Consider the following 13,230-nt stretch of genomic DNA (forward strand, 5'->3'; position numbering starts at 1 on the left):
CTCAGGCGCCGACCTCCAGCACGACGGTGCCCCAGTGCCCTCCCTCGCGCAGCATCCGGTGCGCCTGGGCGGCGTCGGCCAACGGCAGCCGGGCGTGGATCGGCACCCGCAGCTCCCCGCTCTCCAGCCAGGGCCACACCAGCTCCCGGGTACGGGCGAGGATTGCGCCCTTGGCCTCCGGGTCGCGGGAGCGCAGCGTCGTCCCGATCACCCGGGCCCGCTTGCCCATCAGCATCCCGACGGGCAGCTCGCCGCTGGCCCCGCCGAGGGTGCCGATGATCACCAGGCGGCCGTGCTCGCGCAGCATCCCCACGTTGTCTGCCAGTGCGGAGCCGCCGATCACGTCGAGGATGACGTCGGCCCCGCCCTCGGCGCGCACCGCCTCCGGCACGTCGGTGGTGTGCCGGTCCCAGGCGACGTCGGCGCCGAGGCCCCGCACTCGTTCCGCCGCCTCCGGGGAGCCGACGGTGGTCAGCACCCGGGCGCCGAGCAGGCGCGCGAGCTGCACCGCGGTGGTGCCGATGCCGCCGCTGCCGCCGTGGATCAGCACCTGCTCCCCGGCGCGCAGCCCCGCCTCGATGACCAGGTTCGAGACGACGGTGGCGGTGACCTCGAGGACGCCCGCGGCCTCCACCGGGTCCAGACCCGCGGGGATCGGCAGCTGCTGCTGCTCGGGCACGGCCACCACCTCGGCGTAGCCGCCACCGGCCAGCAGCGCCACCACCGGTTCGCCGGTGTCGCGGCGGCGCCCGGAGACCTCCAGGCCGGGCAGCTCGGAGGCGCCCGGCGGCGGGGGATAGTGCCCGGCGGTCTGCGCCACGTCGGCCCGGTTCACGCCCGCGGCCAGCACGTCCACCAGCACCTCGCCGCGGCCGGCAACCGGCTCGGGCAGCTCTGCGAGCTCCAGGGTGTTGTCCCGGGTGATTCTCATGGCACGCATGGCGCCACCGTATCGACCCGACCGGCGGGTAGGCTCCCGGGCGTGGGAACAGTGTCCAGAGGTGAAGGGGTCCCTCGCTCGTGCTGAGAGAGACGCAGCTGGATCCGGAGCGGTCCGCGACCTGGTCGACGGCACCCGCTGAGGACCGGTCGACCGCCCCGCGCACCGTGCGGGTGCCCTCCCCTGCTACCCCGATCGCGGCCCCGCTGCTCACCGTGGTGGTGCCCTGCTACAACTCCGAGGCCTACCTCTCCCGCGCCGTGGACCCGCTGCTGAGCACCGCCGAGCACGTCGAGGTGGTGCTCGTGGACGACGGCTCCACCGACGCCACCGCGGTGATGATCGACCGGTACGCCGCCGAGCACCCCGAGCGGGTGCGGGCCGTGCACCAGGCCAACGGCGGCCACGGCGCCGCCATGACCACCGGCATCGCCCACGCCCGCGGTGAGTACCTGAAGGTGCTGGACAGCGACGACTGGTTCGACCCCGAGGCCTTCGCCGCCTACCTGCACCGGCTGCGGGAGTGGGTGGACGCCGGCACCGCGCCGGACGCGCTGATCACGAACTACGTCTACGAGAACGTCTCCCGCGGCACCCGCAAGGTGGTGCGCTACGCCTCCTCGATGCCCGAGGGCGTGGTCTGCGGCTGGGGCCAGCTGCGCCGCCCTCGCGCCGGCAGCTACTTCCTCATGCACGCCCTGACGTACCGCACCGCGGTGCTGCGCGACAGCGGCGTCGAGTTCCCTCGGCACACCTTCTACGTCGACAACCTGATGGCCTCCATCCCGTTGCGCGCGGTGAGGACGCTGGCCTACCTCGACGTGGACCTGTACCGCTACTTCATCGGCCGCGACGACCAGTCGGTGGCGGAGGCCGTGATGATCTCCCGGCTGGACCAGCAGCTGCGGGTGAACCGCCTGCTGGTGGACGGCCTGCGCAGCGAGGAGCTGGAGGATGCCGCGCAGCTCGGCTACCTGCTGCACTACGCCTCGATCGTCACCAGCGTCTCCCTCACCCTGAGCCTGCTGGCCGGCACCGAGGAGGCCGAGCGCGGCGCCGCGGAGCTGCGCGCCCACCTGCGCGAGCGGGACCCCGCCGCCCACCGCGCCTTCCGCCGCTCCGCGACCGGGCGCCTGCTGTGCCTGCCCGGCCGCACCGGCGACGCCGTGGTGCGCGTCAGCTACCGCCTGGCGCGCCGCCGCTTCGGCTTCAACTGAGCCCGGGGCGCCGACGACGGCATCGACCGACGTCCTGCTCCGCTCCGGGGAACGCCGGGATACTGGGGGGATGGACGCTTCCCCCTCGCCCACCGCGCAGCCCGTCGCTCTGGACGAGGACACCGGGCTCCCCGCCGCCCCGCACGCCGCAGGCGCCCCCGCCGTGCAGGACGCCCTCGGCAGCGGCCCCGACGGCCTGAGCGCCGCCGAGGCCACGCGGCGCCTGGAGCGCCACGGCCCCAACGCCCTCCCGGCCGCCGAGCAGGAGTCGGCCCTGCGCCGCCTGCTGCGCCAGATCAACGACCCGATGATCTTCGTGCTGCTCGGCGCCGCGGTGCTCACCACCGCGATGGGCCACCTGGTCGACACGATCGTCATCCTCGCCGTCGTCGTCATCAACGCCACCATCGGCTATATCCAGGAGGGCCGCGCCGCCGACGCCCTCGAGGGCATCCGCTCGATGCTCTCCCTGGACGCGCAGGTGCGTCGCGACGGCGCCTGGGTGACCCGTCCCGCCGAGGAGCTGGTGCCCGGGGACCTGGTGCGGCTCTCCGCCGGTGACAAGGTCCCCGCCGACGTGCGCATCCTGCAGGCCTCGAACCTCACCTGCGAGGAGTCCGCGCTGACCGGCGAATCCGTGCCCGTCGGCAAGGACCCGGCCCCCGTCGCCGCCGACGCCCCGCTGGGCGACCGCACCGCGATGGCCTTCTCCGGCACCACCGTCGCCTCCGGCTCCGGGCAGGGCGTCGTGGTCGGCACCGGCACCGCTACCGAGATCGGCCACATCACCACCATGCTCGACGAGGTCGAGTCGCTGGAGACGCCGCTGGTGCGGCAGATGACGGCCTTCTCCAAGACCCTCTCGATCATCGTGGTGATCGCCGCGGTCGCCATGTTCGCCCTGGGCTGGTTCCTGTACGACTACACCCTCGGCGACCTCACCCTCTCCGCGATCGGCTTCGCCGTGGCGGCGATCCCCGAGGGCCTGCCCGCCGTCCTCACCATCACCCTCGCCCTCGGCGTGCAGCAGATGGCCCGGCGCAACTCCATCACCCGCCGCATGACCTCGGTGGAGACCCTCGGCTCGGTCACCGTGATCTGCTCGGACAAGACCGGCACCCTCACCCGCAATGAGATGACCGTGACCACCGTCGTCACCCCCGCCGGCCGCTACCGCGTCACCGGCACCGGCTACGCGCCCGAGGGCGAGATCCGCGACGAGACCGGCGTGGTGGAGCTGCTGGAGCACGAGGACCTGCGGATGCTCGCCGAGATCGCCGCCCGCACCAACGACTCCACCGTCACCCGGGAGGGGGAGGGCTGGCAGCTCACCGGCGAGCCCACCGACGGCGGCCTGCGTACCTTCGCGATGAAGGCGGGCGTGGCCGGCGACGACGAGGCGCGCCTCGCCGAGGTGCCCTTCGACTCCGCCTACAAGTACATGGCGACCCTCGATGAGGTGGAGGGCGTCGGCACCGTGATCGACCTCAAGGGCGCCCCCGACCGGCTGTTGGACCGCTGCAGCCACCAGGGCTCCACCCCCGATCAGCGCCGGCCGCTGGACCGCGCCCACTGGGAGGCGCAGATCGACGAGCTCAGCGCCCAGGGCCTGCGCGTGCTGGCCGCCGCCGTGCGCCCCGCCGAGGGCGCCACCACCGTCGGCACCGAGGACGTCGACGCCGGCGGCTTCACCTTCCTCGGGCTCTACGGCATCATCGACCCTCCCCGTGAGGAGGCCACCGCCGCCATCCGCGCCTGCCACGAGGCCGGGATCCGGGTCGTCATGATCACCGGCGACCACGCCGGCACCGCCGGGGCCATCGGCCGCGAGATGGGCATCGAGGACACCGGCGGCGCCGTCACCGGCGCCCAGCTCGAGGCCGCCGACGACGCGCAGCTCGCTGAGTACGCCAGGGACCACTCGGTGTTCGCCCGCACCAGCCCCGAGCACAAGCTGCGCCTGGTCCAGGCCCTGCAGGCCGACGGCCAGGTGGTCTCCATGACCGGCGACGGCGTCAACGACGCCCCCTCCCTGAAGCGTGCCGACGTGGGCGTGGCGATGGGCATCAAGGGCACCGAGGCCACCAAGGAGGCGGCCGACGTGGTGCTCGCCGACGACAACTTCGCGACCATCGCCGATGCCGTCGCGATGGGCCGCACCATCTACGACAACCTGCAGAAGGCCATCATCTTCATCCTGCCCACCAACGGCGCGCAGGGCCTGGTGGTGCTGGTCTCCGTGCTGCTGGGGATGACGCTGCCGCTGACGCCGGTGCAGGTGCTGTGGGTCAACACCATCACCGCGGTCACCCTCGCCCTCGCGCTGGCCTTCGAGCCCGCCGAGTCCGACATCATGCGCCGCGCCCCGCGGGCCCCGGGCTGCTCGATCCTGCCGCGTTCCGGCGTGATCCGCATCGTCTACGTCTCGCTGCTGCTGGGCGCCGTCACCATCGGGGTGTTCCTCTGGGGCCAGGCCGCCGGGGTGCCGGTGGAGGTCTCCCGCACGATGGCCGTGAACACGATCGTGGTGGGCCAGATCTTCTACCTGCTGGCCTCGCGCTTCTCCCGCACCACCAGCCTGCGTCCGGAGCTGCTGACGACCAACCCGATCTCCTGGATCTGCATCGGCGCGATGCTGCTGCTGCAGCTGGCCTTCGTCTACCTGCCGCCGCTGCAGGCCGCCTTCGACTCCACCGGCGTGGGGCTGCTCGGCTGGGCGATCCCGGTCGGCGCCGGCCTGCTGGTGTTCGCCGTGGTGGAGCTCGACAAGGCCCTGCGCCGGTAGGATCCACGGGTGCCTCCGGGCACCGGGAGGGTTGACAGAGCGGCCGAATGTGGTGGTCTTGAAAACCACTGTGCAGTGATCCTGTACCGCGGGTTCGAATCCCGCACCCTCCGCCTCGCGCCCCGACGGCTCCGCGCGCCTCGTCCGTCAGCCGTGCACCGGGTGACGGAGCGGTACCGCCGGGGCCCGTGCTCGGTACCTTGGGTTCATGGCCATGAACCTCCGGCTCCCCGACGATCTCGCCGAGGCCCTGCGCGCCGAGGCGGCGCGACGAGGTGAGTCACAGCAGGCCGTGGTCCGGCAGGCGCTCGCCGAGAAACTGGGCGTGGCCTCCGCGGAGACGCCGCTCCTCGCCGCCGTGCGCCGGGGCCTCGTCGGGCCGCCGAGCCCGTTCCGGGACCAGGCGCCCCCGCTGCGACACCCGGGCGAGCGGTCCACGCTCGACCTGCTGGACCGTGACGACCGGGTTTGAGGGATGCTCTACGTCGACTCGAGCGCCCTGCTCACGCGGGTCTTCTCCGAGGCGGAGTCGCCGGACGTCCGCGAGGTCCTGGTGGAGCACCATGCAGCCGGTGAGCTGATCGCCGCGTCGGAGCTGGCCTGGCTCGAGGTCGCGCGGGCGCTCCGCCGTGCCGAGGTCGAGGACGTCGACCGCTACGTCGATCTCGCCTGCTCGGGTGTCGCCCGGCATTCCCTAGACTCCGCGGTCCTCACCCGGGCCCGTCGCGTCGGTCCGGCGCAGATCCGGTCCTTGGACGCGATCCACCTGGCCGCCGCGGTCGCGCTGGGCGCCGAGGAGATCCTGACCTACGACGACCGCCTCGCCGGCGCCGCACAATCCCTGGGCATGCGACCGATCCCCTGATCCGCCCGGCGAGATCTGCGGTCGAATGGCTGTGAGCGCCCAAGGCCACCCGAACGCAGATCTCGATCCCATTGCGGCATCGAGATCTTCGAATCTGCGTCCATAGGGGTGCTTGGGCGCATTCGTGAAGAGGTCGGCGGTGGGGTGGTCGCTGTCGGCGCCCGGGTGCCGGGTCAGGCGGCGGTGGTGAGGGCCGGGAGCTCCTCGCGGCTGCTGGTGAGGGGGCGGGCCTCCACCGAGACCGGGGCCGCGCCGCTGACGGGAGCGGAGACCACCGCCACCTCGGTCTCGGCGGCCTGGCCGGTGAGCATGGAGCCGCCCAGGGCGATGGCGCCGATGGCGATCAGCACGGTGATCAGGGTGACCAGCAGCCAGGTGATCGGGCGGGAGAGCAGGGACGGGCGTCCGCGGTGTGACGGTGACATGCCGGAATCGTCGCGCCCGGGCCTGTGGCCGGGGACAGTCGAGCTTGTGCATCCGCTGTGCGCCGCCCGGGAGCCGCGCTCCGTACCCGCGCCGGCCGTCCCGAAGCGGTCGGCGCGGCAGTCGGGGCCGCCTCAGCGGTGGCCGAGCAGCTCCACCTGCGCCAGGGTCACCGGGGCGGCCGGTCCGGTGAGCACCAGTCGGTGGTGCCGCAGCGGCCGCGCCCCCTCCCGACCCTCCGGCCCGCCGATGCGGAACGGTCGGGTCTGGCGGCGCCAGGGGAAGATCTGACCCTCGCGGGCGTCCAGTACCTCCCAGGTGCCCTCCTCGCCGTCCTCCGAGCCCTCCAGGCGCCAGGCCACCGGGTCCCGACCCTCCTGCGCGCCCGAGGTCAGCGTGTAGAACAGCGGCAGCGCGGGCGCCTCCAGCGGCGGCAGCTCAACCACGGTGGCGGCGCGGCGCCCCGGCAGCGTGCGTTCGGTGGTCGCGTCATCGTCCAGCAGCGGGTCCTCGGCCACCCGCGGCAGCAGGTCCACCAGGGGCCGGGGCAGGCGCCGCTCGGGAGTGGGGGAGGGCGGCGGGTCGTCGGGGAAGCCCGGCTCCGGGCCCAGCAGGATCTGGATCTCGCCGCGCAGCTCCTCGTGGCGGATCGCGGTGGTCGAGGGGGTGCCCTCGCCGTGGGTCTCGCGCATCACCCCCTGGATGTAGGGGTGCTCGGGAGCCTGCTCCAGGGCGCGGATCGTGAAGGGCTCCCCACCGAGCGGCCGCACGTGCGCCACGTCCAGCAGCGGCGCCACCAGGTGGTAGACGCCGGTGCCGAGCTGCAGCGGGTACAGCCCGAGCATGGTGAGGATCCACCAGGCGCTCATCTCGCCGTTGTCCTCGTCGCCCGGGTAGCCCTGCCCGATCTGCTCACCGGTGAACAGCCGCCGCTGCACCGACCGCACGATCTCCTGGGCGCGGTGCGGCGCCCCGGCATGGTGGAAGAGGAACGGGATGTGATGGGCGGGCTGATTGGAGATGCCGAACTGGCCCATCCGCACCGCCCTCGCCTCGGCCATCTCGTGCAGCGGCTCCTCGTAGGCGCCGAGCCGGGTGCCGCTCTCCTCCGCGGCGAAGAACTCCTCCAGGTGCGCCAGCAGCCCGTCGGGGCCGCCGTGGAGGGCCGCCAGGCCCTCCCCGTCGTGCGGGGCGTGGAAGGCGAAGGTCCAGGCGCTGGCCTCGGTGACCTCCCCGCCCCAGTCCCGCGGGTCGTAGCCGGCGGCGGGCACGGCGAAGCGGCCGGAGCGGTCGCGGCCCCGGAAGGTCCCGGTCCGCTCGTCGAACAGCAGGGCGTAGTTCGCGCTGCGGGCGGCGAGGTAGGCGGCCTCCTCCTCGAGCTGCGCCCGCAGGGCCGCATCGGTGGCGGGGTCCGCGCCCAGCAGCCGCGCCTGGGCGGCCAGCGCGGCATCGTTGATGTGCGCCTCCAGCGACCAGGAGACGGACTCCGGCACCGAGGTGTCGACGTAGCCGGTGAAGATCGCGCGCTCGCCGCCGGTGCGACCCACCAGCGGGCTGTCCGGGGCGACGGTCGCGTTGCGCAGGCCCGCGCGGTAGGTGCCCAGCGGGTCGGGCAGGGCCACGCCCTTCACGGCGGCGTCGGCGAAGGCCACGTCGGAGCTGGTGCCGGTCATGCAGTCGGCGTAGCCGGGGGCGGACCAGCGGGGGATCCAGCCGCCCTCCCGGGAGTGCTGCACGAAGCCGTCGATCAGCCGTGCCGCGGGCCCCGGGTACAGCAGGGCGAAGGCCGGCCAGCAGGTGCGGTAGGTGTCCCAGAAGCCGTGGTCCACCATCAGCTCCCCGCGGATCACCGGGGCGTTCGTGCTGGTGTTCGTGGCGCGGCCGCGGGTCGGCAGGGTCGGGGAGACGTGCAGGTACCGCGGCACGTGCGTGGTGCCCGCGTTCTCCGTCATCGACGCGGGGTAGAGGTTCAGCCGGTAAAGGCTGCCGTAGAGGGTGCGGCGCTGCGGGGGCGTGGCGCCCTCCACCGCGATCACGCCCAGCCGCTCCGCCCAGGCGTCGTGCGCGGCCTTGCGCACCTGCACCGGGGTGCGGCCCGTCAGCTCCTGGTCCAGGGCGTGCCGGGCCTGCTCGGTACCGATGAAGCTGGTGGCCAGGCGCACGGTGACGGTGCGGACGTTGTCGCCGAAGGTGAGGCGCCCGGCCGAGTCCAGGTCGCCTCCGGCGGGGCCCACCCGGTCCGGCTGCGGGTCCACCGAGCCGGCCACGAACATCCGCGAGCGTCCCGCGGTGCGGCCCGGGTGCTCGGTGCCGTTGTCCACCCAGCCCGTGAAGTGCCCGTCGAAGACGGCGCCGGCCAGGTCGATCCGGGCCTGCTCGTCCAGGCCCTCCAGCAGCAGGTGACGGCCGCGGGCGCCGGCCGGGAAGGACACCTCGAGGATCGCGCCGTGGTCGGTGGGGGAGAGCCGCAGGCGGGTGCCGTCGGCCAGCCGCACCGCGTAGAGGTCGGGGCGGGCGGTCTCCGCGGCGTGGGTGAAGGGCACCGCGCGCCCCGCGGGCGTGGCGTCGGGGGTGGCGCCGGTGAGCGGCATCAGCTGGAAGCGGTTGCGGTCGCCCATCCAGGGGCTCGGCTGGTGGGTGACGGCGATGCCCTGCAGCAGCGGCCGGTTCCGGCGGTCGCCGTCCTGTTGGTAGCGGTAGGGCCAGCGGCCGGTGCGGGCGTCGGTGACCGGGGTGAAGCGCGCGAAGCCGTGGGGCAGGGCCGTGATGGGCAGCGTGTTCCCGCGGGAGTAGCGGGCCGAGGAGTTGGTGCCGCGGCGGGTGTCCACCCAGGCCACCGGGTCGTCCTCCGGCGGCAGGGTGGGGGCGGAGACCACGCGGGGCGGGTCGATCCAGCCGGTGGCGCGTTCGGCGGCGGGGCGCCCGTGGTCGCCCTCGGCGGGCGGGTCCGCGACCACGTGCACGCCGACGATGCGGTGGCCGAGCGCGGGGGAGAGGTCCACCTGCACGTCGTTCCACTGGTCCGCGACCAGCACCCGTTCCTCGCCCTGCTCGGCGGCGTCGGCCCCGAAGCCGTACTGGTCCAGCGCCCCGAGGTCGGACAGCCGCAGCCCGTCGTCGAACTCGAGGTCCACGGCCACCCAGGTGGCGCCCCAGCCCAGCTCCGGATCGAGCTCGGGGTACAGATGCACGTGCAGCAGGTCCCCCTCCTCGATCACGTGCAGGCGCGGATCCTCGTCGAGGACCTCGTAGGGGTACGGGGCCTCGCTGCGCTCGCCGGTGGGCGCGTCGTAGCGCACCGAGTGCTCGACGAGGAAGCCGGCCCCGTCCTTGCTGGTGGGGCCGCCGACGGGCCCGCCTCCGGGCGTGAGGATCATGGGTCCCAGCCTAGGGTCCGACGGTTCCTGATCAGGGGAGGCGGTCGGGTTCCGGCGGGCCGGGCGGCAGGCCGGATACGTCGTCTTGGCCCGGCTCGTCCCACGGCGGACCTCCGGCCCCCTCACGGGCCTTCGCGCCGCGTAGCATGTGCCTGTCGCCGGGGACGGTGCGCGCGGTGCGCGGCACGCCCGGGCGACGGTGCCGGGGACCCACCGGCCCACGAGACCAGGAGAGACACAGATGGCCCAGTACACAGGTGTTGCAGTCAGCCCCGGCCGTGTGGTCGGCACCATCCGCACGATGGCGCCGCCGGTCACCGAGCCCTCCGCCTCCGAGGCCGTGCCGGAGGGTGTCGAGCCCGCCGTCGAGGCCGACCGCATCGAGAAGGCCGCCGAGGCGGTGCAGGCGCAGCTCACCCACCGCGCCCAGCACGCCACCGGCGAGGGCAAGGCGATCCTCGAGGCCACCTCGCAGATGGCCGCGGACCCCTCCCTGGCCACCACCGCGAAGGGCCTCGTGCTCACCTCCGGCAAGTCCGCCGAGCGGGCCGTCTGGGAGGCCGGCGACAAGGTCGCCACCATGCTCGAGGGCCTCGGCGGCTACATGGCCGAGCGCGCCGCCGACGTGCGCGACGTCCGCGCCCGCATCGTCGCCGAACTGCGCGGGGAGCAGGCCCCCGGCATCCCCGACCTGGACGATCCCTTCATCCTCACCGCGATCGACCTGGCCCCCGCGGACACCGCCACCCTGGACCCGGCGAAGGTGCTGGCCCTGGTCACCTCCGACGGCGGCCCGCAGTCGCACACCGCGATCCTGGCCCGCCAGCTCGGCCTGCCCGCCATCGTCGCCGCCAAGGACATCCACGAGTTCGCCGACGGCACCGAGGTGTTCGTCGACGCCGGTTTCGGCACCGTCACCGACGAGGTCACCGAGGAGCACCACCGCTTCGCCGAGGCCTGGGCCGAGCTGCAGAAGAACCCCCTCACCTATGAGGGCGGGGGCGGCGTGCTCTCCGACGGCACCCGCGTGCAGCTGCTGGCCAACATCGGCAACGCGGCCGACGCCGCCAAGGCCGCCGCCGCGCACGCCGACGGGGTGGGCCTGTTCCGCACCGAGTTCCTCTTCCTGGACCGGGCCGACGAGCCCACCGTCGAGGAGCAGACCCAGGCCTACACCGAGGTGTTCGACCACTTCCCCGGCAAGAAGGTCGTGGTCCGCACCATCGACGCCGGCGCCGACAAGCCGCTGCCCTTCCTCACCGACGCGGAGGAGCCGAACCCCGCGCTGGGCGTGCGGGCCTACCGCACCTCCTGGGAGAAGCGCTCGGTGCTGACCAACCAGCTCGACGCGATCGCCGCGGCCGGCAAGGACACCGAGGCGAAGCCCTGGGTGATGGCGCCGATGATCTCCACCACCGAGGACACCGAGGACTTCGTGGAGATGTGCCGCGAGCGCGGCCTGGACCCGGCCGGGATCATGGTGGAGACCCCCTCCGCCGCGATCACCGCCGACCGTCAGCTCGCCGCCTGCGACTTCGCCTCGATCGGCACCAACGACCTCACCCAGTACACGATGGCCGCCGACCGCATGCTCGGCTCCCTCGCGCACCTCAACAACCCGTGGCAGCCGGCCGTGCTGGCACTGGTGCAGGCCACCTGCACCGGCGCGCGCACCGCGGGCGGCGACCCCGAGTCCTTCGGCGAGACGGCGAACAAGCCGGTGGGCGTGTGCGGCGAGGCCGCGGGCGATCCCGGCCTGGCCGTGGTGCTGGTGGGCCTGGGCGTGAACAGCCTGTCCATGACCCCGCGCTCCCTGCCGGCCGTGGCGAAGGTGCTCTCCACCGTCACCATCGAGCAGGCCAAGGAGCTCGCAGCCAAGGCCGTTGCCGCCCCCTCCGCCGACGCCGCCAAGAGTGCCGTGCGCGCCGGCCTGCCGGTGCTGGGCGAGCTGGGCCTCTGACCCGTGCCTGGCCGGGATCACCGGCCCGGACAGACAGGAGGGGCGGGGACCGCGTGGTCCCCGCCCCTCCTGGCGTGCCGGGCGCTGCCCGGCGGGTGGATCACTCGGCGTCGAGGTCCTTCTCGAGCAGCTCGGCCAGGGCGTTGACCGACTCCTCGGCGCCCTCGCCCTCGGCGCGGAGGGTGACCTCGTCGCCGTTGCCGGCGCCCAGGGTCATCAGCATCAGCATGCTGGAGGCCTGCACCGGCGAGCCGCCGACCTTCTCGATGGTGACCTGGGCGGGCTGCTCGGCGGCGGCCTTGGAGAAGATGGTCGCCGGTCGGGCGTGCAGCCCGGACTTGCTGGCGATGGAAACGGTGCGCTCGGCCATGAGTGTGCCTTTCGATCGGCGGCCACCGGATTCCCGGTGGCCGGGGTGCGCGGGCGATCCCGCGACGGATGGGTCGTGGAGGACGATATCGGACCTGCCGCGCCGGCGGCGGGGACGATCGGTCCCCGGCGCCGGCGGGCGTGATGTCAGAGCTGGGCCTGACGGGCGGCCACGCGCTCGCGCACGGCCGCGAACAGCGGGTGCTCGGGCGCCAGGCCGGTGATCTCGGCGGTGGCGGACTCGGCGTCCTGGCTGCGCAGGATCTCCTGCAGGCGGGTGACCTCCTCGTCCCCCTGGGGGGTGAAGGCCAGGGCCGCCGCCAGGGAGTCCAGCAGGGCGGTGGTGGGCATGCCGCGCTCGGCCAGCTCGGCGGCCGGGGAGATGATGCGGTCGTTCCGCGACAGCTTGCGCATCACGGAACGGCCCACCCGCTCCACCGGGTCCGGCAGTGCCCGGTTCGCGAAGCGGCCCTGCACCTTCTGGGCGTAGGCCCGCTGCGTGTCCTCGGCGAAGCCGTACTTGGCCACCAGGAGGGCGGAGGTCTCGGCGAGCACGGCCTGCACGGCCTCGGAGACCTCCGGGTCGGCCACCGCATCGGCGATGGTCGCGTGGCCCGCGGCGAAGCCGTGCCACGCCGCCGTGGCGTGCCCGGTGTTCACCGTGAACAGCTTGCGCTCGATGTACGGGCCGAGCTCCTCCACCCAGGTGATGCCGGGGACGTCCGGCTCGTCCCCGGCGAAGGGGCCGCGCTCGACGGCCCACTCGTGGAAGTCCTCGACGGTGACGTCGAGGCCCGCTTCCGGGTCCTGCACCGGCACGATCCGGTCCACCGCGGTGTTCGCGAAGAACGCCTTGGCGTCGAGGTCGTCCCCGGTGTAGTTCTTCCGGATCTCCTCCTCCAGCAGGTCCGTCGCGTTGATCGCGTTCTCGCAGGCCATCACCGCGACCCGCGGGGCGTCCGCGGGCCGGGCGGCGATGCCGGCGGCGATCGAGGGGGCGACGAAGCGCAGGATGTGCGCGCCCACCGCGGTGGTCACCACGTCGGCCGAGGCGATCTCGGCGGTGAGGGTCTCCGGGTCCTCCGCCGAGTTCACGGCGGTGAAGCCGTCCACGACGGTTTCCGAGGGGTGCTGCCCCACGGTGCGCACGGTGTACGAATCGGCGGACTGCAGGGCCTCGATGAGCCCGGCGGCCACGTCCGCGAACACCAGCTCGTAGCCTGCCTCGTGCAGCAGCAGGCCCACGAAGCCGCGGCCGATGTTGCCCGCTCCGAAGTGGACGGCCTTCATCAGG

At 73.7% G+C, this 13,230-nt stretch carries 10 protein-coding genes and 1 tRNA gene; 6 read left to right on the forward strand and 5 right to left on the reverse strand.

Annotated features, from left to right (window positions below; genetic code table 11):
- Position 1: 1 nt before the first annotated feature.
- A complete protein-coding gene (locus OM98_RS06045; protein WP_010533705.1) occupies positions 2-940 on the reverse strand; it encodes an NAD(P)H-quinone oxidoreductase in 939 nt (312 codons plus the stop codon).
- Positions 941-1,113: 173 nt separating this feature from the next.
- Between OM98_RS06045 and OM98_RS06050 the strand changes: the two genes are divergently transcribed.
- From OM98_RS06050 to OM98_RS06070, 5 genes are all read left to right on the forward strand, one after another.
- Entirely contained in the window at positions 1,114-2,157 is a 1,044-nt protein-coding gene (locus OM98_RS06050) for a glycosyltransferase family 2 protein (RefSeq protein ID WP_029362728.1), read from the forward strand.
- A gap of 70 nt (positions 2,158-2,227) precedes the next feature.
- On the forward strand, positions 2,228-4,942 hold the full coding sequence (locus OM98_RS06055; RefSeq protein WP_010533707.1) for a cation-transporting P-type ATPase: 2,715 nt from the start codon (positions 2,228-2,230) through the stop codon (positions 4,940-4,942).
- Between the two features lie 25 nt (positions 4,943-4,967).
- A tRNA-Ser gene (locus OM98_RS06060) sits at positions 4,968-5,055 on the forward strand.
- 95 nt (positions 5,056-5,150) lie between these two features.
- Positions 5,151-5,414, forward strand: coding sequence for a ribbon-helix-helix protein, CopG family (locus tag OM98_RS06065; protein WP_083837724.1), 264 nt, complete (start codon positions 5,151-5,153; stop codon positions 5,412-5,414).
- A 3-nt stretch (positions 5,415-5,417) separates the two neighbouring features.
- The gene (locus OM98_RS06070; RefSeq protein WP_010533709.1) at positions 5,418-5,807 is read left to right on the forward strand and encodes a type II toxin-antitoxin system VapC family toxin; all 390 of its coding nucleotides are present in this window, start codon (positions 5,418-5,420) and stop codon (positions 5,805-5,807) included.
- Between the two features lie 173 nt (positions 5,808-5,980).
- Here the strand turns inward: OM98_RS06070 and OM98_RS06075 are convergent, their stop codons facing one another.
- Both OM98_RS06075 and OM98_RS06080 read right to left on the reverse strand, forming a co-directional pair.
- On the reverse strand, positions 5,981-6,232 hold the full coding sequence (locus tag OM98_RS06075; RefSeq protein ID WP_010533710.1) for a hypothetical protein: 252 nt from the start codon (positions 6,230-6,232) through the stop codon (positions 5,981-5,983).
- Between the two features lie 132 nt (positions 6,233-6,364).
- Positions 6,365-9,607: a GH92 family glycosyl hydrolase gene (locus tag OM98_RS06080; RefSeq protein WP_010533711.1), complete on the reverse strand. Its 3,243-nt coding sequence runs from the start codon at positions 9,605-9,607 to the stop codon at positions 6,365-6,367.
- A 241-nt stretch (positions 9,608-9,848) separates the two neighbouring features.
- On the opposite strand from OM98_RS06080, the gene ptsP reads away from it, so the two are divergent.
- A complete protein-coding gene (gene ptsP / locus OM98_RS06085; protein ID WP_029362729.1) occupies positions 9,849-11,567 on the forward strand; it encodes a phosphoenolpyruvate--protein phosphotransferase in 1,719 nt (572 codons plus the stop codon).
- A gap of 100 nt (positions 11,568-11,667) precedes the next feature.
- Here the strand turns inward: ptsP and OM98_RS06090 are convergent, their stop codons facing one another.
- Together OM98_RS06090 and OM98_RS06095 are read right to left on the reverse strand one after the other, a co-directional pair.
- Entirely contained in the window at positions 11,668-11,937 is a 270-nt protein-coding gene (locus tag OM98_RS06090) for an HPr family phosphocarrier protein (protein ID WP_010533713.1), read from the reverse strand.
- 146 nt (positions 11,938-12,083) lie between these two features.
- Positions 12,084-13,226, reverse strand: a complete 1,143-nt coding sequence (locus OM98_RS06095; protein WP_010533714.1) for a mannitol-1-phosphate 5-dehydrogenase — start codon at positions 13,224-13,226, stop codon at positions 12,084-12,086.
- Positions 13,227-13,230: the final 4 nt, after the last annotated feature.

Source organism: Brachybacterium squillarum M-6-3 (assembly GCF_000225825.1).
Taxonomy (GTDB): domain Bacteria; phylum Actinomycetota; class Actinomycetes; order Actinomycetales; family Dermabacteraceae; genus Brachybacterium; species Brachybacterium squillarum.